Origin of the sequence: Mesorhizobium sp. M0954 (assembly GCF_040319155.1) — a bacterium.
GTDB lineage: Bacteria > Pseudomonadota > Alphaproteobacteria > Rhizobiales > Rhizobiaceae > Mesorhizobium.
The window spans coordinates 127239-149061 of sequence record NZ_JAMYNR010000009.1; the positions used below are offsets into that span (position 1 = coordinate 127239).

Annotated in this window: 22 protein-coding genes; 11 read left to right on the forward strand and 11 right to left on the reverse strand. The window is 64.0% G+C overall.

The features are described from left to right. Positions 1–44: 44 nt before the first annotated feature. From NKH93_RS14700 to NKH93_RS14710, 3 genes are read right to left on the reverse strand one after another with little or no spacing between them, the layout of a single operon-like run. On the reverse strand, positions 45–1334 hold the full coding sequence (locus tag NKH93_RS14700) for an energy transducer TonB family protein (protein ID WP_352816917.1): 1290 nt from the start codon (positions 1332–1334) through the stop codon (positions 45–47). Positions 1335–1370: 36 nt separating this feature from the next. Further along, positions 1371–1802, reverse strand: a complete 432-nt coding sequence (locus NKH93_RS14705) for a hypothetical protein (RefSeq protein ID WP_352470344.1) — start codon at positions 1800–1802, stop codon at positions 1371–1373. Between the two features lie 5 nt (positions 1803–1807). Continuing rightward, entirely contained in the window at positions 1808–4021 is a 2214-nt protein-coding gene (locus NKH93_RS14710) for a TonB-dependent hemoglobin/transferrin/lactoferrin family receptor (protein WP_502896452.1), read from the reverse strand. A gap of 201 nt (positions 4022–4222) precedes the next feature. Here NKH93_RS14710 and hemP point away from each other — a divergent pair, with 201 nt between their 5' ends. Genes hemP through NKH93_RS14735 form a run of 5 tightly spaced genes read left to right on the forward strand, consistent with a single transcriptional unit; the run spans position 4223 to position 8325 of the window. Then, entirely contained in the window at positions 4223–4429 is a 207-nt protein-coding gene (gene hemP / locus NKH93_RS14715) for a hemin uptake protein HemP (RefSeq protein WP_352451949.1), read from the forward strand. Between the two features lie 9 nt (positions 4430–4438). After that, positions 4439–5497 carry a hemin-degrading factor gene (locus NKH93_RS14720; RefSeq protein WP_352816911.1) on the forward strand — a complete coding sequence of 353 codons (1059 nt, stop codon included), beginning with the start codon at positions 4439–4441 and terminating at the stop codon, positions 5495–5497. 11 nt (positions 5498–5508) lie between these two features. After that, on the forward strand, positions 5509–6417 hold the full coding sequence (locus NKH93_RS14725; RefSeq protein ID WP_352816909.1) for a heme/hemin ABC transporter substrate-binding protein: 909 nt from the start codon (positions 5509–5511) through the stop codon (positions 6415–6417). 5 nt (positions 6418–6422) lie between these two features. Further along, positions 6423–7526, forward strand: a complete 1104-nt coding sequence (locus NKH93_RS14730) for a FecCD family ABC transporter permease (protein ID WP_352970703.1) — start codon at positions 6423–6425, stop codon at positions 7524–7526. Positions 7527–7536: 10 nt separating this feature from the next. Next, complete coding sequence (locus tag NKH93_RS14735; protein ID WP_352470349.1) at positions 7537–8325, forward strand: heme ABC transporter ATP-binding protein; 789 nt, start codon at positions 7537–7539, stop codon at positions 8323–8325. 180 nt (positions 8326–8505) lie between these two features. Here the strand turns inward: NKH93_RS14735 and rirA are convergent, their stop codons facing one another. After that, positions 8506–8967 carry an iron-responsive transcriptional regulator RirA gene (rirA, locus tag NKH93_RS14740; RefSeq protein WP_352771488.1) on the reverse strand — a complete coding sequence of 154 codons (462 nt, stop codon included), beginning with the start codon at positions 8965–8967 and terminating at the stop codon, positions 8506–8508. 191 nt (positions 8968–9158) lie between these two features. On the opposite strand from rirA, the gene NKH93_RS14745 reads away from it, so the two are divergent. The 3 genes from NKH93_RS14745 (at position 9159) to NKH93_RS14755 (ending at position 11610) form a co-directional block, all read left to right on the forward strand. Continuing rightward, positions 9159–10463 carry a DUF445 domain-containing protein gene (locus NKH93_RS14745; RefSeq protein ID WP_352970705.1) on the forward strand — a complete coding sequence of 435 codons (1305 nt, stop codon included), beginning with the start codon at positions 9159–9161 and terminating at the stop codon, positions 10461–10463. 82 nt (positions 10464–10545) lie between these two features. Further along, the gene (locus NKH93_RS14750; RefSeq protein WP_352970707.1) at positions 10546–10974 is read left to right on the forward strand and encodes a phasin family protein; all 429 of its coding nucleotides are present in this window, start codon (positions 10546–10548) and stop codon (positions 10972–10974) included. A gap of 138 nt (positions 10975–11112) precedes the next feature. After that, positions 11113–11610 (forward strand): MaoC family dehydratase, encoded by a 498-nt coding sequence (locus NKH93_RS14755; RefSeq protein WP_023676428.1) that lies wholly within the window; start codon positions 11113–11115, stop codon positions 11608–11610. A 30-nt stretch (positions 11611–11640) separates the two neighbouring features. Here NKH93_RS14755 and NKH93_RS14760 read toward each other — a convergent pair whose 3' ends face one another. Then, positions 11641–13044 (reverse strand): aminotransferase-like domain-containing protein, encoded by a 1404-nt coding sequence (locus NKH93_RS14760; RefSeq protein WP_352970709.1) that lies wholly within the window; start codon positions 13042–13044, stop codon positions 11641–11643. Between the two features lie 106 nt (positions 13045–13150). Here NKH93_RS14760 and NKH93_RS14765 point away from each other — a divergent pair, with 106 nt between their 5' ends. Next, on the forward strand, positions 13151–14029 hold the full coding sequence (locus NKH93_RS14765; RefSeq protein WP_352816897.1) for a DMT family transporter: 879 nt from the start codon (positions 13151–13153) through the stop codon (positions 14027–14029). A gap of 43 nt (positions 14030–14072) precedes the next feature. On the opposite strand, the gene NKH93_RS14770 is transcribed toward NKH93_RS14765, so the two are convergent. Next, positions 14073–15518 (reverse strand): MFS transporter, encoded by a 1446-nt coding sequence (locus NKH93_RS14770; protein WP_352970804.1) that lies wholly within the window; start codon positions 15516–15518, stop codon positions 14073–14075. A gap of 145 nt (positions 15519–15663) precedes the next feature. On the opposite strand from NKH93_RS14770, the gene NKH93_RS14775 reads away from it, so the two are divergent. Then, positions 15664–16557, forward strand: coding sequence for a LysR family transcriptional regulator (locus NKH93_RS14775; protein WP_352614065.1), 894 nt, complete (start codon positions 15664–15666; stop codon positions 16555–16557). Between the two features lie 19 nt (positions 16558–16576). Here the strand turns inward: NKH93_RS14775 and NKH93_RS14780 are convergent, their stop codons facing one another. Genes NKH93_RS14780 through NKH93_RS14790 form a run of 3 tightly spaced genes read right to left on the reverse strand, consistent with a single transcriptional unit; the run spans position 16577 to position 19008 of the window. After that, a complete protein-coding gene (locus tag NKH93_RS14780; RefSeq protein WP_352500893.1) occupies positions 16577–17617 on the reverse strand; it encodes a zinc-dependent alcohol dehydrogenase family protein in 1041 nt (346 codons plus the stop codon). Between the two features lie 33 nt (positions 17618–17650). Next, positions 17651–18301, reverse strand: a complete 651-nt coding sequence (gene maiA, locus NKH93_RS14785) for a maleylacetoacetate isomerase (protein WP_352500892.1) — start codon at positions 18299–18301, stop codon at positions 17651–17653. Further along, entirely contained in the window at positions 18298–19008 is a 711-nt protein-coding gene (locus NKH93_RS14790) for a fumarylacetoacetate hydrolase family protein (protein WP_352816891.1), read from the reverse strand. The genes maiA and NKH93_RS14790 overlap by 4 nt, the downstream gene beginning before the upstream one ends. Positions 19009–19380: 372 nt before the next feature. Between NKH93_RS14790 and NKH93_RS14795 the strand changes: the two genes are divergently transcribed. After that, positions 19381–20403: an acyltransferase family protein gene (locus tag NKH93_RS14795; protein ID WP_352970711.1), complete on the forward strand. Its 1023-nt coding sequence runs from the start codon at positions 19381–19383 to the stop codon at positions 20401–20403. Positions 20404–20422: 19 nt separating this feature from the next. On the opposite strand, the gene NKH93_RS14800 is transcribed toward NKH93_RS14795, so the two are convergent. Both NKH93_RS14800 and NKH93_RS14805 read right to left on the reverse strand, forming a co-directional pair. Next, positions 20423–20920, reverse strand: a complete 498-nt coding sequence (locus NKH93_RS14800) for a GNAT family N-acetyltransferase (RefSeq protein ID WP_352970713.1) — start codon at positions 20918–20920, stop codon at positions 20423–20425. Between the two features lie 19 nt (positions 20921–20939). After that, positions 20940–21704 carry a copper homeostasis protein CutC gene (locus tag NKH93_RS14805; RefSeq protein WP_352970715.1) on the reverse strand — a complete coding sequence of 255 codons (765 nt, stop codon included), beginning with the start codon at positions 21702–21704 and terminating at the stop codon, positions 20940–20942. Positions 21705–21823 lie beyond the last annotated feature (119 nt).

Sequence of the window (21823 nt, forward strand, 5' to 3'; positions counted from 1 at the left end):
TGGCAGGGGCGGCGCCGACTTTGGTGCCCGCATGAGGACGATCGTTACCTGATACCGAGCGGCACTTCGAACTGCCAAGCCGAGCGACCGGCTCCTTCCGGAATGGGAGGAAACGGAGAAGCCCGGCGGACTGCGTCGAGTGCGGCTTTGTCCAGCGCGGCAACACCCGAACTGCCCGTCAGCCTGGCCGACCGGACGCTGCCGTTCGAGCCGACGGTAAAGGCAACGGTTGCTGTGCCGGTGGCGCGCGTGCGTGTCGAATTGAAGGCCCGCACCAGTTTTGACCTGATCTTGCCGGGATAGTTCGTGACGGCTGCATTGCCGATGCCTGATTTGCCGCCTCTGCTGGCGGTCAGGATCTTGCCGTCCTTCCTGCCGTCGGCCATGCCGCGCGCGACATCCGTTTCGTCACGGCCGCCGGAGCCGGCTTTTTTCTTCTTGGTGTCGGCTTTGGCCGCAGCCTTGCCCGCCTTCTTGCGCAGGGGCGGCTTTTCGGTTTCAGTCGGTTCGGCTTTTTTGACCGGCTTGTTCTTTGCGGTTGCCTTCTTCGGCTGCTTGGGCTCCGGCCTGTCCGGCTTCGGTTCGTCCGCCGCGCCGACTGTCTCGGTCGTCTGAACCGTTTCGGCCGGCGCCGGGTCGGCTGGTGCCGGCGCACTCGTCTCGGCAGGTTCGGCCGTTTCGACCGCGCTGACTGGCGGCGGCACGGCATTGTCGTCGGCAGGCACCAGCCTGTCGGTTGCAAGAACGTCGGGCGATGGGTCCTGGCGCGCCGGCTGCGCAGGTGCTGGCTCGGTGCGATCGGCAGGCACAGCGATTTCCGTGGCGGCCTCGTTGACCGGCTCAACCACTTCTTTGTCCGATGTCTCCGCCGCATCGGTGACCGGCTGGGGCGTCTCCTCTGCCGCGGCCGCCTGCGCCTCGACCGTTTCGACCGGCTTGGCGTCCAGCATGGTCACCATCGTCACGTTGGCCACTTCCGGATCGTCTCCGACATCGCCGGCCGCCTGCTGTGGGTCGGCGCCGAGCAGCATTTCGCCTTGCTGGTCGGCACCTTCGATGCTTGGCCGGTCGTCCGGCAGCGTGAGAAAGGCCAGCGCCACGGCTACGTGGAATGCGCAAGAGCAGGCGATCGCCACCGTCCAGTTGCGGCGCCGCCGCGTCTGTCGTGCCTGCCGCAATGGCTCCGCAGGCACCGTCGGCAAGTCGCCGTCGGCATCGGCGATGTAACTGTCTTCCGGCCTGTCGCGCAGCGAAACACGCAGCGCCTCGCGCGGGATGGCGAAGTCCGGATCGTCCGGCTCCGGCGGCAGGAAACCGGCTAGTGGCCACGCCACGGCGTTTCGCGCGAATGCGGGTTCCGGTCCCAAAATTCAGACCCCGAAGGCGATGCCGGTCCTGGTCTGCGTCTTCAGCCCGCGCATGCAGGCATTCGGCTCGGCGCCGGCGCATTCCGTGGCGCTGTTGATCAACACGCGGCTGACCTTGCCGCAATCCGTGCCGGCAAGATCGAAACGCGTCACCTTGGTCTTGCCTGCCGGCAGCTCCTTGAAGTCGAGCACGGTCAGCCGGTCGACGACGCCGGCCTCGTTGAACAATGCGATCTCGAATGCCGCCTTGGAAAGGTCGGCGCCGAGATTGTTGGTGACCACGAAGGTCAGGCGGCAGCCCTTGTCGGAAGGCTGCGCGCCGTTGAGCTCGAGGATCAGCGCCGGTGCTTGCTGTTGTGTCCACGCCGGAGCCGCAACAAGCGACATTGCCAGCACCGCGGCGAACAGACGAAGGGATGCTGTGATGCCTGTCATTGTTGTCAGCCTCCAAACCTCATCGTCGCCGCCAGCTTCAGGGTGACGCCTGGCTCGTAGACAACACTGGTGGTCGATGCGTTCAGCGGGTTGGCGTATTTGACGTCGAACAGATTGTCGGCGCGGAAATCGACCTTGAAATTGTCGGTTGCCTGGTAGCTGGCGAAGGCATTGACCAGCGTGTAGTCCTTGGCGACGGCGTTGCCCTGCGGCTTGCCGTTGTATTGCACCTCGCCGCCGACGGTCAGCCTGTCCTCGAGGAAGCGAAAGCCGAGTTGCCCGGTGACCTGGGAGGAAGGGACGGTGACAAGGTCCGCCCGTTCGCCTTCATAGGAAATCGTATGGCCGTCGGTGAACGACGCCGAAAGCCCGGCAAAGCCCCAGGCGGCATCATAGACGCCCTCCATCTCGAAACCGTGGATCTTGGCCTTGGCGAAGTTCTGATACTGGAAGCAGATCGGGATGCCCGGGCCGAACGGGCAGCCGCTGGTCGGGTCGAACGGTGATAGCGTTACGCCATCAATGTAGTCGTCGACGTTGTTGTTGAAATAGGCCGCCTTCAGCCGCAGCGCGTCATCAGCCTCGATGACGCCGTTGGTGCTGTAATTGACGCCAAACTCCACGGTCTTGCCGGTTTCGGGCTTGAGATTGGGATTGGGGAGGAACGGGAAGCTGACGCCGGCTGGATGGTTGCCGCTGATCAGGGTCTCCGACAGCGACGGAGAACGATAGCCTTCAGCGTAGGTGCCGTAGAATTGCAGCCCGGAAAGGCTGGCGCTCTCGAAGGGCGAAATGCCCACTGTGATGCGTGGCGACAGCCGGTCGCCAGAGGTTTCGCCGACATCGCTGTCAAGCTTGTAGCTGTCGTAGCGCAGCCCGGCGATGATCTCGAGCCAGTCCCAGGTGAGCTTGTCCTGAACGTAAGCGCCGGAGACGTTCCTGTTGCCCGAGGGCGTATAGAAGCTGTCGCCGCCCGCCGTGCCGCCTGTCTCGACATCGTCGCCAACCCAGTCGCCGCCATAGGTCAGCTCATGCGCAATGCCGACGGTCTCGAATCTCGACGTGTTCCAAATGTCGATGCCGGAGGTGCCGATGTCGAACGTCGATTTCGAACCCGCCGGCAAAACCACGGGCAGACCGGTGACCGGATCAAACCGGTTTTGCGCGACAAGGGTCGTCAGATCGAGCTTGGTCTTGTTGTAGGATGCGTTGATGTGGAGGTCGAGCCAGCTCTTGTCTTGGTCGGTGATGTTGTAGCGGGCCGTGAAGGTATTCGCCTTCAGGTCGGCGTCGTTCACCGGCGCGCTGCCGCTGGTCTCGGTCCATCCGTCGTTCGAGCCGATCCAGCCCAGCTTCAGCTCGCTGTTTTCGCTGGGGCGGATGGTCGTCTTGAGGAGGCCGCTCAAGACGTCGAAGCCGGTGCCCGCTACAGTGTCGCCGCCGCCATGCTCGTAGTCGTCATAGTCGCGGTAGAGGATATTGCCAAGCACGTCCCAGTTCTCGTTGATCCGATAGGCGCCGGTGGCGCTGGTGGTCCAGCCTTCGCCGTTGGTTTCGTAGCGCCCGGTCGCGGATGCCGCCCAGGTCTCGTCGGGCTTGAGGAAATCCTGCGCATCCTTGGTGTCGAAAAATACGACGCCGCCGATCGCCCCGGAGCCATAGGTGTTGGCGACCGGACCGCGGATCACATCGACGGATTTGATCAATTCGGGATCGATGTAGAAGGTCGATTGCGTGCCATGATCCGAGCGCTGGAAATTCTGGCGGGCGCCGTCGACGATGACGGAGACGCGGCCGAAGTCCTGCAGGCCGCGGATGTTGATGCTGGAACTGACACGCCTTGCGTCGGCCTGGACGGCGACACCCGGCACACCGAACAGCATTTCGTTGGGCGTCGTCGCCATGCGGCGCTCGAGCTGTTCCTCGTCGACATGGCTGGCTGAAGCAAGCGACTCGATCGCCGTCTCGCCGGTACGGCTGAGGATCAGGATCTTGTCGAGCAGTGTGGTACCCGCCGGGGCCGGCTTTACCTTTTCGGGCTGTTGAGACGGGTCAGTCTGCTGCTGGTCGGCTGCCGCTTGGGCGGCCTGCTGGGCGCCGGCCGGTGTGGCGAGCAGCGGGATCGCCGCCGCGCCGGCCAGCAACGCGGCCATTTTGCTTGTCATAGAACAATGTGTCAGGCCGCTGCCCGCCAGCCGTCCCCAATTCGCCAACCCCATGCTGCAACTCCAAGAATCCATGTTCGATGCTGGCTGGCTTGGGGCTCGCTGGCATTTTTCATCGCGTCCGGCGTCTTAAATGTTGACTCATTTACTCCGGTATTGCACTGCTAGATAACATGATCATTCGAGTCAAGAATTGAATCGGCATTTCACGCAGGCCCCGAGCCAGATGCCAGGCACAGGAAAGGGATCGAACCCATGAACACGCACAATCCCAGCGACTTTCGCTATCGCGTCCGCCGTTCCGACGAAAATTCCGTCCGTTTCGACCGGGTCCAATCGGCCGTGAGAACGCTGTCCAGCAACACGCTGTTCCAGGGCGAGCACGAGATCGGCATCGAGCATCATGGTGCGCTGTACCGGCTGAAGATCACCCGGCAGGGCAAGCTCATCCTCAACAAGTAGGTGGCAGAAATGGACCAGCGCGTAAAACCCGCCCCGCACGAGATCCGGCGGGCACGGGCAGACAATCCGAAAATGCGCGAGCGCGACCTCGCCGCCCAGCTCGGTATTTCGGAGGCCGAACTGGTCGCCGCGCATTGCGGCGACGGCGTCGTGCGCGTCGAGCCGCGTGTCAACGACCTTTTGACTGGCCTCGAAGCTGTCGGTGAGGTGATGGCGCTGACCCGCAACGAAAGCGCGGTGCACGAGAAGATCGGCGTCTACGACAAGGTCGTCACCGGCAATCACAATGCCATGGTGCTCGGTGACAATATCGACCTGCGCATTTTCCCAAAAGTCTGGGCACACGGCTTTGCCGTGGAAAAGCGCGACGGCGCCGACATCCGCCGCAGCCTGCAGTTCTTCGACACCGCAGGCGAGGCGGTACACAAGGTGCACCTCAGGCCAGCCTCCAACCTTTATGCCTATCAGAAACTGGTGGCCGGGCTGGAATCGCCGAACCAGGAGCCGACGGTGGCGATTTCAGCGGGCACCACCGACGAGACCGAGACTGCGGACAATTCGGCGAGCATCGACGATCTGCGCGACCGCTGGAGCCAGCTGACCGACGTGCACCAGTTCTTCGGCATGCTGAAGACACTGAAGATCAGCCGCCGACAGGCGGTGCGCATGGTCGGCCAGGATTACGCCTGGCTGGTCGACAAGGATGCGGTGAACGCCATGTTCAACCACGCCGCTGCCGGCGCCATGCCGATCATGTGCTTTGTCGGCAATCGCGGCTGCATCCAGATCCATTCCGGCCCCGTCGCCTCGATCAAGCCGATGGGACCATGGCTCAACGTGCTCGACGAGACCTTCCATCTGCACCTGCGGACCGACCACATCGATGAGGTCTGGGCCGTGCGCAAGCCGACCAGGGACGGCCATGTCACGTCGCTCGAAGTCTATGGCGCCGACGGCAAGATGATCATCCAGTTCTTCGGTAAGCGGCATGAAGGCGAAAGCGAGCGCGAAGACTGGCGCTTTCTGGCCGAAAACCTGCCGCGTATCCCAAGCCCGACCGCAGCCTGAGGAAAACGACGATGGTTCTTGTCTCCAGGCTGGCATCGGTCTCCAGGTCGGCGCTTGGTCCTGCGGCCGCCGTTTTCCTGGGGTTCGCCACGCTGATGACGGCTCAAGCCGCCGAGGGCATCGCGACTTTCGCCGATCGCTCGAGGATCGTGGCCATCGGCGGCTCGATCACCGAGATCGTCTACGCGCTCGGTGAACAGGATCGCCTTGTCGCACGCGATTCGACCAGCCGATATCCGCAAGCGGCGGTGGAACTGCCGGATGTCGGCTACATGCGCCAGCTGTCGCCGGAGGGTGTGCTGTCGGTCAATCCGTCGGGCATACTGGCGTTGCACGGCAGCGGACCGAAGGAAGCCGTCGACGTGCTGAAGAAATCAAGCATCCCGTTCATCGAGGTGCCCGAGCGCTATGATAATCAAGGCATTCTCGAAAAGATCCACATCGTCGGCAAGGCGCTCGGCACCGAGGCCAAGGCCGATGCGCTGGCGGCCCAGATAGACGCCAAGCTGAAGGTAGCCGAAAAGCAGGCCGCCTCGATCAAGGATCGCGAGCGCATCCTGTTCGTGCTGTCGATGCAGGGCGGCAAGCTGCTTGCCGCCGGCAGCGACACCGCCGCCGACGGCATCATCAAGCTTTCGGGCGGCATCAACGCCATCGACGGCTTTGCCGGCTACAAGCAATTGTCGGACGAGGCAGTCATCACCGCCAGGCCCGACGTGATCCTGATGATGAACAATGCCGGACCGGCCACCGCGGATGACGAATTGTTTTCGAACCCTGCCGTGGCTTCGACGCCGGCGGGTGCCGCCCGCAGGCTGATCCGCATGGACGGCGGCTACCTGCTCGGCTTCGGCCCGCGCACGGCCGACGCCATCCACGACCTCGCCGTCTCGCTCTATGGCGGCCAGGTCACGGATTGAGCGCGATGGCCGATCATTCGATCGCCGGTGCGGCGGGCATCATGGCGACGGCAGCCGAGGGTGATCGTTCGCGGCGCGCCCGCCTCGTCATCGTGCTGCTCTGCGTCGGGCTGGCTATCGCCGTGCTGTTGTCGCTGACCTCCGGCGCATCCGATGCCTCGGCCATCGGCGTCATGCATGATTGGCTGTTCGGCGCGTTGCCCGGCGACGCGGCATTGAGCGCCCGCGACCGCCTGATCATCCATGACATCCGTCTGCCGCGCGTTGTTCTGGGCGTGCTGATCGGCGCATCGCTTGCAGTCTCCGGTGCCGTCATGCAGGGGTTGTTCCGCAATCCGCTGGCCGACCCCGGCCTGATCGGCGTTTCGGCCGGATCGAGCCTCGGTGCGGTCGCCGTCATCGTGCTTGGCTCGACCATGCTGGCGCCGCTGACTTCGGCGCTCGGCACGATGGCTTTGCCGCTGGCTGCGTTCTGCGGCGGGCTGGCTACGACATTGCTGCTCTATCGGGTCGCGACACGGCAAGGCCAGACCTCCGTCGCCACCATGCTGCTCGCCGGCATCGCGCTGGCCGCGCTTGCCATGGCGATGACTGGCATCCTGATCTTCATGGCCGACGACCGGCAATTGCGCGACCTGACCTTCTGGCAGCTCGGCTCGCTGGGCGGCGCAACCTGGCAGAAGATCGGCTCGGTCGGGCCGGTCATCGTGCTGGCGCTGGCGGCAATGCCGTTCCTGGCGCGCGGCCTCAACGCGCTGGCGCTCGGCGAGGCCACGGCCGGCCATCTCGGCATTCCGGTGCAGCGGCTGAAATACTCCGCGATTGTCGGCGTCTCGGCAGCGGTCGGCGCGTCGGTCGCCGTCAGCGGCGGCATCGGCTTCGTCGGCATCGTCGTGCCGCATTTGCTGCGCCTGCTGATCGGCCCCGACAACCGCTATTTGCTGCCGGCATCGGCACTGCTTGGTGCCGCGCTGCTGCTGTTGGCCGACGCCGTCGCCCGCACCATCGTTGCCCCGGCCGAATTGCCGATCGGCATCGTCACCGCGGTCGCCGGTGCGCCGTTCTTCCTGTGGATCCTGCTGCGCAAGCGCGGCGTCATCGACTTGTGAGGGTTTGCCTATGATCGAAGCGCGCGATGTCTCGGTGGCGATTGGCGGCAAGCGCATTGTCGCCAATGTCGATTTCGAGGCGCGGCCCGGCGAAATCGCGGCCATCGTCGGCCCCAACGGTTCGGGCAAGACGACCTTCCTCAGAGCACTGTCCGGCGATCTTGGCTATTCGGGAGAGGTCACCGTCAACGGCCGCAATCTATCCGCGATGAAGCCTCTCGAAGCGGCGACGCTGCGCGCCGTGCTGCCGCAGGCGACGACGCTGTCCTTCCCGTTCACAGTGCGTGAGATCGTCAGGCTGGGCCTGGTCGGCGGGCGCTCCGGCGCGCTGTCCGGCGAGGACCAGCGCCTGCCCGAACGGGCGCTGGCTCGCGTCGACCTCGACGGTTTCGCCGGCCGCTTCTACCAGGAGCTGTCCGGCGGCGAGCAGCAGCGCGTGCAGCTTGCCCGCGTACTCTGCCAGGTCTGGGCGCCGGTGCTCGATGGCAAGCCGCGCTATTTGTTCCTCGATGAGCCGGTGTCCAGCCTCGATATCAAGCACCAGCTGATCATCATGGACATCGCGCGCGATTTCGCCAGACGGGGAGGCGGCGTGGTCGCCATCCTGCACGACCTCAATTTGACGGCGATGTATGCCGACCGGATTTTCGTCATGCATCGCGGCAGGCTCGCCGCGACAGGTTCGCCGCAACAGGTGCTCAGCGACGAGCTGATCGAAAAGGTCTTCGATTGCCGGCTGAAGGTCGGCGTGTTGCCGGCGGCAAACATGCCGTTCGTATTGCCGCAGTCGGTCTGTTGATATCCAGGTGATGCCGGCCTGCAAATGGCGGTTTCCTGCGCTTCCGGTACTCACGTACCCAAACGTACTCCGTTCGGGTTCTCGGAACCCACCATTTTGGTCGCTTCGCGCCCGTCTTCGACTCCGGCTCGGCCTGACCTGAATCTCAACAGACCTCACCAATTGAGATGCGACCAGAAATCAGGCGGCCGGCGCCCTTTGCACCAGCATGTCGATGCCGAGCAGGTGGCGCACATTCGGGCGCGCCGCCACTAGGTCAGCGATCGTGTAGCGCGACAGCACGGCGAAGAAGGCGTTGAGCGCTTCGCGCAATGCCGAATTCAGTGCGCAGCTGTCAACCAGCGGACATTCGGCGGCGTCGTTCTCGAAGCACTCGGCCATGGCAAAGCTTTCCTCCGTCACCCGCACGACATCGAACAGGCTGATTGATTCGGCCGTGCGGCCGAGCCTGACGCCGCCATTCCTGCCGCGCACCGTTTCGATCAGGCCGTTTTCGACCAGCGGCTGCAGGATCTTGAACAGGAAAAGTTCCGATACCGAATAGGCGGCGGCGATCTCGGGGATGCGGCTCAACCGCTCGGTGTTGGCGGCGCAATACATCAGAATGCGCATGGCGTAGTTGGTCTGACGGGTAAGCCGCATTGTGTCCTCACATAACAGTGGTTGGCGTCAATATGGCCTATAGTTTGGAACAATTCCAGACTGGCGCTGCATAATAGATGAATTCCGGCGTCAAGTTTGCGTGCACGATTGCGCGCACCGGAACCAGCGGCGCGCTTTCTGAGGCAGGCGACACTAGATAAGTTCGCATACACGATCAGGAGCGGCCCATCATGTCACGACCAGCCCCGGCATTTGCATCCGTCGCGTCCGTCCGGTTCGACGCCGATGCCGACGCCAAGCTTTCGGCGCTCAGGCGCACCAAGTTCGTCGCCGCCGCAGCACTCGCGTTTTGCCTGCTGATCTTCGCGGTGGCGAAATCGCTCGAGAGCCGGCATGCGTGGCTGGGCTTCGTCGCCGCTTTCGCCGAGGCGGCGACGATCGGCGGGCTGGCCGACTGGTATGCGGTGGTGGCGCTGTTTCGGCGGCCGCTTGGCCTGCCGATCCCGCATACGGCCATCATCCCGGAAAACCAGAACCGCATCGCCGACAATCTCGGCCGCTTCATCGAGGTGAATTTCCTGGCGCCGGAACCGGTGCGCGAAAAGCTCGCCGAGGTGGACTTTTCCGCGCTGGTCGCGGACTGGCTGGCCGACCCGAACCGCGCCGCCGATTTGTCGCGCTTCGTCGGCCGGCTGGTGCCGCAGATGCTGGCGGCGGTCGAGCAATCCGGGCTGCGCGGCTTCGTCACCAGCCGTATGCTGGAGCAGATCGAAAAGGTGCCGCTGGCGCCGCTCGCCGCCGAACTGTTGTCGGCACTGACTGATGATCGTCGCCACCAGAAATTATTCGACGAGTTCACCAAGGTGGTCGGCCGCTTCCTGAGCGACGAGCAGGCGCTGGCGACGATGCGCGAGAAGATCCGCGAGGAACTGCCGTCGCTGTTCAACCTGTTTCGCGCCGACGCCTATCTGTTGAAGAAGATCATTGCGTCGGCCGGCTCGCTGCTCGATGAGGTGCGGGCCGATCCGCACCATCCGATGCGAGTCGAATTCGACCTTTTCGTCGAAACCTTCGTCGAGCGGCTGAGGACATCCAAACAATATGCCAGGCGCGCCGAAAAGCTGAAGCGCGATTTCCTTGCCCGGCCGGAGCTCAGCGCGCTGGCCGGCGATATGTGGGACAGCCTGCGGCTGTTCATCGAACAGGACGCCAAGGCGCCGAATTCGATGATCCGCGACCATCTCGCCACCATGTTCGTCGAGGTCGGCCGCCATCTTGCCGACGACGCGCAGATCAGGGCCGACATGAACCAGGGGTTCATCGTGGCGCTGGCCTCCTTCGTCGAAAGCCAGAAGAGCGGCGTGTCGAAGTTCATCGCCGACCAGGTCAAGCGCTGGGACCTCGCGCAACTGACAAGGCTTATCGAAATGAACATCGGCAAGGACCTGCAATATATCCGCTTCAACGGCATGATCATCGGTGGCCTTGCCGGCGTCGTGCTCTACACTGCCGAACGGGTGTTTCTTGTCGGCTGACTAGTCCGAATGGACCGCTGAGCTTCGCTGCACTATCTTCCGTGCAGTGGCGGCGTTCGCGGCAACAGGGGAGAGAACCAGCATGGCAAAACGACCGGAGTCCGAGTCCTTCATCGACATGTTCGGCAAATTCGGCCGCGACCTGAAGCTGCCGAATGTCGATGTCGAGGCGATCCTCGCCTACCACGCCAGGAACCTGGAAGCGCTGGAGAAGTCGGCACGGGCGAGCGCCGCCGGAGCGTCGGCGCTGTTGTCAAGGCAACGCGAGATGCTGCAGGACACGCTGCGCGAAATCACCCACATGGCACAAAGCTACAGAGCACCCGGCAATCCGCAGGAAATGATGCAGAAGCAGGCGGCGTTCGCCAGGAAATCCTTCGAGACCGCGCTGAAGAATGCCGGCGAGATGGCCGAACTGGCAAGGGCGTCCGGCACCGAATCAATTGAAATCCTGCGCAGCCGCATCAAGGAGGCGATGGAGGAGATCCGCGCCGGCGACGACAAGAGGTAAGCTGTTCCCCGGCAGCACGCTTGCCGGCAGCGAAGACCGGCGGTTCGCGGCCGAAGATTATGGGCTGGAATCGCACTGGCGAATTGACAGGGGCGGCCCGTCGTGGTCCGGAACAGGCAAGCGATCGGGAAAGCAGGAATGACGCAGATACGGCCGAGGACGCCGCCGACCTTCGAGCAACTCAGGGCGATGGCCGGGCAGGAGTTGGGCGTTTCGGACTGGACGCTGGTCGATCAGCACCGCATCGACCAGTTTGCCGAATGCACGGGCGATCATCAATGGATCCATGTCGATCCCGAGCGGGCGAAGCGGCAAAGCCCGTTCCGCACCACGATCGCGCATGGCTATCTGACTCTGTCGATCATCGGCGCGCTGGCGCTCGAGATGGGGATCGTACCTGAAAACACGCAGGCCGCGTTCAACTACGGTTTCGACAAAGTGCGCTTCGTGGCGCCGGTCAGGGTCGGCTCGCGAATCAGGCTGCGCACCACGCTGTTGTCGATGGAAGACAAAGGTCCGGGGCAATATCTGATGAAGGCCGCCAATACGGTCGAGATCGAAGGCGAGCAGAGGCCGGCGCTGACCGCCGAGACGCTCGTCATGCTTTATGCACGCCGCAAGCGGGCAGGGGCCTGAGAGTTCAGCCTCAGTTTTGCGGCAGCGCAATCAACGCGACATCGCCTGTTCAAGCGCCCTGAAAACCCGGTCGTCTCCCGATTGGGCGACGTTGAAGCGCATGTAACGGCTGGCCGAACGGGACAGGCTGAACGCATTGCCGGGCGCAAGCACGACATTGGCCGACAGAGCATGGCGGGCGACGTCCGCGGCATCTATCCCCTCCGGCAGCCTGCACCATAGAAACATGCCGGCGGGCTGATCTATCCATGGCACGATGCCGATCGCCCTGAGGCGGGTGCCGGTTTCTTCCATGGCGCGCGAGAGCCGCGCGCGCAGCAGATCGACGTGCTTGCGATAGAGGCCGTCCTTCAGCAGCGTCAGTACCAGTTCGGATGCAAGCCGACCGCTGCCAAACGACGTGGCGATCTTGAGATCGGTCAATCCTTCCATCCAGTCGCGAGGAGCGGCGATGAAGCCGCAGCGCACCGATGCCGACAGGGTCTTGGAAAAGCTTCCGATGTGGATGACCCGGCTGAGGCCGTCGAAGGCAGCCAGCCGGGGCGCGGGCGTGTGTTCGAAATCGGCGAAGATATCGTCCTCGATGATGGTCAGCCCTGACTGGTCGGCGAGCTTCAGCACCCGATGGGCAACGACCGGGGACAATATGGCGCCGGTCGGATTGTGGAGCGCCGAATTGGTGATGTAGAGGCGCGGCCGATGCTCGTTCAGTGCCTGCGCGAACAGCTCGATGTCCGGACCCGAGCGCGTGTAGGGGACGCTGATCACCTTGGCCCGATGGGCGCGCAACAGGGCATGGAAGTTGAAGTAGCAGGGATCGTCGACCAACACCGTGTCACCCGGTTCGAGCAGGAACCGGCACAGCAGGTCGATCGCCTGAGTGCCCGATTCCGCCAGCATGATCTGGTCCGGGGAGGCTTCGATACCGTGCTCGGCCATGCGCCGCGCCAGCAGATGGCGTAGCGCCGGCAAGCCGAGCGGCGTGCCGTAATCGGTCAGCGCTGCGTCGTCGGCGCGGGCCATCGTCCGCAGCGCGCGACGCAATCCGGCCTCGGGCATCCATGACGCCGGCAACCAGCCGCAACCCGGTTTCAGGACGCCGTCGCCGGCTTCCAGCGATTGGCGCGAGACCCAGAGCGGGTCGACAGCACGGTCAAGCCTGGGGCCGATCTCGGCCAGCGACAGCGGAGCCAGCGGTCCGGCGGCATAGAAGCCCGAGCCTGGCCGCGAGCGGATCATGCCTTCCGCCGCCAGACGCTCATAGGCTTCGACCACGGTGGATTTGGAAACCTGCATGGCCTTGGCGAACGCCCGGATCGAAGGCAGCCGCGTTCCCGGTGTGAGGCTGCGCGCGGCGATCCTGTGCCTGATCGTCGCCATGACGCTTTCGACAAGCGTTCGGCTGCGCTCATCTGTTGTCGTCTGCTCATCCATCCGTACTGCTCGCCCTACCATGACGGTTTTGTCAAACTGTACCTGATTGTCTCTGGCGGAGCCAGACCGCCCGGCCCGATAGAGGGCGAAAACGAGCGGGGCATCGATGAACAAGGCGGCGAGTAGTTGGGCGGCGAGTGGCTGGGTTAACGGGTTCATAGGCGTGCTGATCTTCAGCGGTTCGCTTCCGGCGACGCGCGTGGCGGTGATGGATTTCGATCCGGTGTTCGTAACGGTCGCCCGTGCGGCTTCGGCGGGCATCCTCGGCCTGGCGCTGCTGCTCATTTTTCGTCAGAAGCGTCCGGAGCGGCGAGATCTGTTCCCGCTGGCGATCGTGGCGCTTGGCGTCGTGGTCGGCTTTCCCCTGCTGACGGCGCTGGCGCTCAAGCACATCACGTCGGCTCACTCCATCATCTTCGTCGGCCTGTTGCCGTTGGCGACCGCGATCTTCGGTGTGGTTCGAGGCGGTGATCGCCCGAAGCCGGCGTTCTGGCTGTTCTCGTGCCTCGGCAGCGCCCTTGTCGCCGGTTTCGCAGTCACCCAAGGCCTGTCGGTCTCGCCGCTCGGCGACATCTTGATGCTGGCCGCCATCATCGTGTGTGGATTGGGCTACGCCGAAGGAGCGGCGCTGTCGCGCAAACTCGGCGGTTGGCAGGTGATTTCGTGGGCGCTGGTGCTGTCGCTGCCCCTCATGCTGGCGCTGACGTTCATCACTTTGCCGCCGTCGCTCGAAAGTGCCGGCAGGGGCGCCTGGATCGGTTTGGCCTATGTTTCGCTGTTCAGCATGCTGATCGGTTTCGTGTTCTGGTATCGCGGCCTGGCGCAAGGCGGCATCGCCGCCGTCGGGCAGTTGCAACTGCTGCAGCCCTTCTTCGGCCTCGGGCTGGCGGCAGCGCTGCTGCATGAGCAGGTCAGTCCCGCCATGATCGCCGTCACCGCCGCCGTCGTACTTTGCGTCGTCGGTGCCAAGAGATATGCGAGATAGGTGCGCCAGTTGCCGGAGTTGCATGCGAACCGGGTGGAAACCCTCAAGGATGCTTGGCAACGATATCAGTTCGCCCGGCCGTGGCGCGGGCTGAAAATACCGCAAGGATCAGCGCCATCAGCACCAGGCCCGTTGCCACCTGGAAAGTGACCTGCATCCCTCGTGCCGCTGCCGCAGGTGCCAACACTGCCAAGCCAGTCCCTTCCCCAGCCGATGCGAAGGCGAACACCGCGCCCATCACCGACGCACCGGTGATCAGGCCGAGATTGCGCGACAGATTGAGCAGGCCGGAGACGACGCCACGCTGGTCGGATGCGACGCCCGTCATCACGGCCGAATTGTTGGAGGTCTGAAACAGGCTGTAGCCGGTGCAGACGATGATGATTGGTGCGACATAGCCGGCAATACCGAATTCCGCCCGCGACAGAGCAAAGGTGCCAATAGCGAGATCGAACAGGCCGACGATCGTCATCCGGTGCGCCCCGAAACGATCGACCAGGCGTCCGGCCGGCAGCGCCGCCAATGCGGTAATCAGAGGGCCGGTCGACAGAACCAGCCCGACCATGGCTGCGTCTAGCCCGAGCGCGCGCGACAGATAGAATGGTGCGACCACCAGCGTCGCCATCATCACAGTGGCGACGATCAGGTTCATGGCGAGGCTTGCGTTCAACGCCTGGTCGCGGAACCTCGCAGGTTGAATCAAAGGGTTCTGGACCCTTGTCTGCGCAATGACAAACAGCAGGCCAGCCACGGTGGCGGCAATCAGCAAGCCGACATTGAGAGAACCGAAACTGCCACGCCCAAGGGTCATGGCGAGCGCATAAGCGGCTAGCGTCAGCGCGAGCAAGGCCGTGCCGATGCCGTCGAAACCGCGCCGATCTGGCGTCTTTTTTCCGGCCGGCAGGAAGCGCCAGGCAAGCGCAAAGGCCAGCACCCCCAACGGCAGATTGATGAGGAAGATCGCGCGCCAGCCGAGGCTGGCAATCAACAGTCCGCCAAGGGAGGGGCCAAGCGTGGTGCCGATCGCCGACATGGCGCCGAGCAGGCCCATGGCGCTGCCGGTTTTATCCCGGGGAACCGCGTCGGCAACAAAGGCCAGCGTCAGAGCCATCATGACGGCCGCGCCGAGCCCCTGTGCCGCCCGTGCGGCGATCAGCAGCCAGAGCGTCGGCGCGAGCCCGCAAAGCACCGATGCGAAGGTGAACAGGGCAATGCCGCCGAGCAATAGCGGTCGGCGGCCGAATATGTCGGCGAGCCGCCCGACGCTGACGATCAAGGTGGTGATGGCGAGCAGATAGGCCAGGACGACCCATTGCACGAGCTGGAACGATGCGTCGAACGCCTGCATCAGCGATGGCAGCCCGACGCTGGCGATGCTGGTGGCGAGCGACGACAGCAGCGTTGAAAGCGACAGGCTTGCCAATGCCCATCGGGTCGAGCGTGCGCCGCTCACCGGGGCAACTTCGTCCCAGGTCTTTTCAGCGGTCAATGCCAAGGTGAACTCCTTTGCCGGCAGCCCCCAATCGGAGCTGTCGGACGCTATTCCCTCGCCTGATGTGGCGGAAGGCGCAGTATTTGCATCTTATTCGTGCATGAAACGCCACATCGCGGCCGAGCTGTGCTACGGTCCGTCGATGTCGTCGCCAGATCTCAATCTGCTTGTCGCCCTCGATGTGCTGCTGACCGAGGGCAGTGTGGCGCGCGCGGCCGGGCGGCTGCGCCTCAGTCCCTCGGCGATGAGCCGGACGTTGGCGCGGTTGCGCCAGGCGACAGGCGACCCATTGTTGGTCCGGGCCGGCCGTGGCCTGGTTGCGACGCCGCGCGCGCTCGAGTTGCAGCAACAGGTAGGCCGCGTCGTTCAGGATGCGGAAGCGCTGCTGCGCCCGGCCAAGCTCCTCGACCTCTCTGCTCTCGACAAGGTCTTCACGCTGCGCGCCAACGAAAGTTTCGTCGAGGAGTTCGCACCGCGTCTTCTGACCCGTGTCGAAGCGGATGCGCCTGGCGTGCGGCTGCGTTTTGCGCCGAAATCCGACAAGAACGACATGTCGTTGCGTGGCGCGGCGGTTGACCTCGAAATCGGGGTTGCCAGTGAAACGAACCCTGAAATGCGCATTCAGGCGCTGTTTCGCGACCGCTTCATCGGTGCGGTGCGAACGGGTCACAGCCTGGGCGAGGGCCCAATGACGCCGGAACGCTATGCGGCCGGCCGCCACATCAGCGTTTCGCGGCGTGGCCGCGAAAAGGGCCCGATCGACGAGGCCTTGAAACTGCTCGGTCTCCAGCGGACGATCGTGTGCATGGTTTCCAGCTTCTCGGCCACGCTCGCCATGGCGCGCGCCTCCGATCTGATCGCCAGCGTCCCCGAACGGCACACGCTGGGCGCGCGCACGGGCATGTACAGCTTCCCGTTGCCGGTCGATATCGAGGAGGTCACCATTTCGATGCTGTGGCATCCGCGACTCGATGCCGATCCAGCACAACGCTGGCTGCGAGCCTGCGTGCGGGAGGTCTGCGCGTCGTTTCGCTGATCCAGGCTCAGGGCGTGATCTAGAATCTGGTCACCACGCCGATGCCTATGCCTTCGAAGCCGCCCATCGCCATCAATGCGGCCGGCGCCTCTTCGAGGCTGATCTTCTTGCCGACCAGCAGTTCGGGTTTCAGCTTGCCGGTACGGATCATCTCCATCATCGCCTGGTAGCGAAACGCCTGCATGCCGTGGCTGCCGCGGATTTCGAGCTCGAATGCGATCACCTTGTCCATCGGTATCTGCGGCCTGGCATGGTCGCCGAGCATCAGGCCGACCTGCACGTGGCGGCCGCGACGGCGCAGGTTCGCGATCGAGTTGAAAGAGGTTGTGGGGTGGCCGAGCGCGTCCATCGACATATGCGCGCCGCCATTGGTGATCTGCTTGACCGCCTTGACCACGTTCGGCGTCTTTGCCGCGTTGATCGTCGCCACCGCGCCGATCTTTTTGGCAAAGTCCAGCTTCTCGTCCGTGAGGTCGATGGCGACGACATTGGCGCCCATGGCGCTGGCGATCATGATCGCCGACAGGCCGACGCCGCCGCAGCCATGCACGGCAACCCATTCGCCGGGCGTCACCCGGCCCTGATCGACGATGGCGCGGAACGAGGTGACGAAGCGGCAGCCGAGGCTAGCGGCGGTGGCGAATTCCATCTCGTCGGGCAAGCGTACGAGATTGGTGTCGGCATGGTCGATGGCGACATATTCGGCGAACGAACCCCAGGCGCTGAAGCCGGGCTGGAACTGATGTTCGCAGACCTGGTGGTTGCCCGACGTGCATTCGAAGCAGCGGCCGCAGCCGACGGCAAACGGCACAGTGACGCGCTCGCCGCCCTTCCAGCGGGTCACCTGGTTGCCCACCGCGGCCACGACGCCGGCAAGCTCGTGGCCAGGCACATGCGGCAGGCGGATACCGTCGTCGTGCCCCATCCAGCCATGCCAGTCGCTGCGGCAGAGGCCGGTGGCCTCAACCTTGATGACGACGCCTTCCGGCGCCGGCGTCGGATCCGGCACGGTCTGGATCGTCGGCGCCTCGCCGAATTTTTCGAAGACGACGGCTTTCATCGGCTGTTCCTCATGACTTCTGCGATTTGCGGTCTATTCGGCATCGATCTGGTTCTCAGGCGCGGCCTTCTGGAACGCCGGCAGCGCCGTGCAGGCGGCATTGATGCGCGAGATCGTCGGGTAGGGCGTCATGTCGACGCCGAAGCGGGCATTGCTGGTGACCTGTGCGACCAGGCAGATGTCGGCCAGCCCCGGCGTGTCGCCATGGCAGAATGTCTTGGTCTCGGGCGAGGAAGCCAGAATCTTTTCAAGCGGCTGGAAGCCTTCGTTGACCCAGTGCCGGAACCAGTTGACGACATCCTGGTCGCCGGCGCCGAACAGTGTGCGCAGCGAGGTCAGCACGCGCAGATTGTTCACCGGATGGATGTCGCAGGCGATCATCTGCGCCAGCATCCTGACGCGGGCGCGGCCAGGCGCATCCGTGGGCAGCAGCGGTGGCTCAGGCGTGGTCTCGTCGAGATATTCGATGATCGCCAGCGATTGCGTCAGTAGCCTGCCGTCGTCTAGGACCAGTGCCGGCACCAGCCCTTGCGGATTGACCGCGAGGTAGGCGGGTTCGAGATGCTCGCCGTGGCGCAAATGATGCGGCACGTAGTCGTAGGACAGGCCCTTCATCTCCAGCGCGATCCGCACCCGGTAAGAGGTCGAGGAGCGGTAGTAGTTATGGAGGACGATGTCGCTCATCGGATCGGTTGGCCGATGGTCAGTTCGATTTCGCCGATGCCGTCGACGCCACCGGTGATCTTTTCGCCCGGCCCGACGGCGCCGACGCCAGCCGGTGTTCCGGTGAAGATCAGGTCGCCGGGCTTAAGCTCTAGCGCCTCGCTGCAAATCGAGACGATGTCGGGAACCGGCCAGATCAGTTCGGCGAGGTCGCCGTCCTGCCTGATCTCGCCGTCGACCGCGAGCCAGATGCGGCCCTTGTCGGGATGACCGGATTTTTGCGCCGGAACCAGCGGGCCGCAGGGCGCTGAACGGTCGAAGGCTTTCGACCAGTCCCACGGCCTTGCCGCCTTTTTTGCCTCGTCCTGAAGGTCGCGGCGAGTCAGGTCGACGCCGACGCCGTAGCCCCAGACATGGTCCAGCGCGCGCTCGCGCCGGATGCGGAAGCCGGCTCCGCCGATCGCGACGACCAGCTCGATTTCGTGATGCAGGTTTTGGGTCAGCGGCGGGTAGGGGATAATCGTGCCCGAACCGACCGCCGCATCGACCACTGCGTCGCCTGGCTTGGTGAAGAAGAAGGGCGGGTCGCGCTCGTCATTGCCGAGCTCGCGGGCATGAGCGGCGTAGTTGCGGCCGACGCAGAAGATCCGGCGCACGGCAAAACGCTCCGGCGAGCCGGCCACGGCCACCGACGGGGTCGCGGGCAGGGGAAGGACGAGGCCGGTCATGCACTATCTCTGTTCAGTGGATCTGTCCCCGGCACATTCGGCCGATTTGGGCAAACGGGCAAGGCATTGGATGGCGGAAGAGCAGGCCTGCCGCACGGTGCCGCGGAAATCACCGGTACATTTTGCTCTGCCGGCCAAGATGGAGATGTACCATTTGCCGTTAGGCTGGCCATGGCGCGCAGCGCCTGCCGCCAACGCCTGAGACTGTCGACCGTTGGTTTCGGGGAACGGACGTGACAGCCCCTTTCGGTCCGCCCCCGTACTTCGGGCGTGTCGTTATCTCGCACTTGCACAAAGCTCTGGTGCGCTGCAATATAGCTGGAGGAATGCGGCCTCCAGCCCACCTTTCGCAGGTTCAATGAAGGGACCGGCATGACGGACATCTCCGCGACGCGTCTTGTCGTGTCCAGGCCTGTCGCCGATAGCTCGGCAAGAACCAGGCTTGCCTATCTCGACGGCTGGCGCGGCCTGTCGATCGCGCTGGTGCTGATCGGCCATTTCTTCCCCGTTCCCGGCATCAATCTCGGCGTCCTGGGCGTCGAATTCTTCTTCGTGCTCAGCGGCCGGCTGATGGCCGAGATCCTGTTTGTCGAATACTATCCGCTGAAGAAATTCTTCAAGCGCCGGTTCTCCCGCATCTACCCGGCACTGCTGATTTTTGTCGTCGCCGCGATGGTTGCCCTGTCCGGCACATTCATCGCCTTCAAGTGGAAGGCGGCGCTGACGGCGCTGACGTTCACCTACAACTATGCCGGAATTCTCGTCACCCGCGCCGGCGCGCTCGACCATATCTGGTCGCTCTGCGTCGAAGAGCACGCCTATATCATCCTGGCGCTGATCAGCGTCGTCGTCTCGGGGCGGTCCCGGGTCATCACGTTGCTCGGTGCATTGTCGGTGCTGGCCATGGCAAACGGCGCCATCTCCTACTGGGTGCTCGCAATAGGCTACGAGGGCACCTATTGGCGCACCGACGTGCACATCGCCTCGATCCTGCTGTCGGCGGTGATATGCCTGCTCAAGGCCGACGACAGGCTGCCGGCGCTGTTCAAGGGGCCACATGTCGCCCTGGCGGCCTCAGTACTGGCTGTGCTCCTTTTCATGGCTGCCGTGCCAACCCCGATCCATTATCTGGTCGCGGTGCCGCTGCTGGCACTCGCCGTCAATTCGCTCGACTTCGGCAGCCGGTATCTGACCGGGTTTCTATCGTCCCTGCCGATGACGATGCTGGGGCTGTGGTCGTATTCGCTCTATCTTTGGCAGCAGCCCTTTTATCAATTCGTCGACATAAAAGGCAGTTCGCCGTGGTTGATGCTTACGGCGGCGTTCGCTTGCGCGCTGTGCAGCTACTACATCATCGAAAAGCCGGCCCGCTCCTGGCTGAACCGCAATTGGTAGGGCGAACGGCGCCCGCCGTTCAGCCGGCGATCCGTCTTGCATAATACCGCACGACTTTCCTGCCGCCGTGGATTACCGCGTCGCCCACTTCCGCAAAGCCGAGTGCGGCATGGAAGGCGTCCGAAGCCGGATTGGGTGGCTCGGCATTGACTTCGCAGGTGACGATCGCCTGGCCCGCGCGTGACGCCTGCTCGAACAGATCCTCGTACAGCCGGCGGGCATGGCCGCGCCCGCGCGCTGCGGCGGCGACCACGACGCGATCGACATAGACGAACCGCGGGTAACGCTGGCGAAACCACAGGAAGTTCGGGCTGTCGTAGCTGGCGTCCTGGTCGAAGGTCATGATGAAGGCTTCGAGCGTACCGATGCGGCGCGTGTAAAACGCTTCGGCGAGCAGGAAGGACAGGCGCTCGGGTTCGAGCCACGACAATTCGGCGGCATGCTCGTTGTTGAGCGCGAGGATTGCGGACTCATCACGCGGCGAAACCCGTTCGATCGGCAAACGCACTTCGATCATGTTGTTCGATCTTCCAGGATCACAGCCGGGCGGCTGCGATGGTCGCCGCCACCAGCGCCTCGTCGGTCATGGTGTTGCGGTATTCGCGGTCGAGGTCGGTGCCGCCCATGCCGACTTTCGGGTTGCGGTAACGCATGGCACTCTGCACGTCCTTGAGCGCGGCGAAGTGCATTTCGCTCAACCCGGTTTTCCTCCGCACCTTGCCGATGTTCTCGGGATCAAGCCCGCCGCAGCCGAGGATGATGATGCGGTCGCCGGCCTGCCTGACAAGATCGGCGAGCAGGTCAGCGCCCTCGAGCGCCGTGTCGCGCTGGCCGCTGGTCAGCACGCGGCCGACCTTGCAGCGGATCAGCGCTTCCAGCGCCTCTGTCGGATCGCGGGTCATGTCGAAAGCGCGGTGGCAGGTGACGTTCAAGCTTCCCGCCGCCTTAACCAATTCGCTCATGCGCTGTTCGTCGATGGTGCCGTCGGCAGTGAGGCAACCGACGACGACACCGGCGACGCCGAGCTCGGCAAGCGCGCCGACATCGGCGAGCATCGAACGATATTCGGCTTCGCCATAGAGAAAATCGCCGCCGCGCGGCCGCACGATGACGTGGAAGGGGATCGTCGCCAGCTCGAGCGCCGTGCGCACCGTGCCGAAGCTCGGTGTGATGCCGCCCTCGATCAGGCTGGCACAGAGCTCGACACGGTCGGCGCCGGCGGCTTGCGCGGCCAGCAGGCCGTCTATGCCTTCGACGCAGATCTCGATCAGCGGCAGGCGAGGGCGTTCGGTCTCGATCATAGGCGATCCGTCGATGATTTCAGCTGCCCAGCGGTAGCATCGGGCATGGTGCGATGAAAGCCGGAACTGTTGGCTCAACACGCGACAGGGCGGCCGGCGGTGCTCCAATTTTGCCGCTT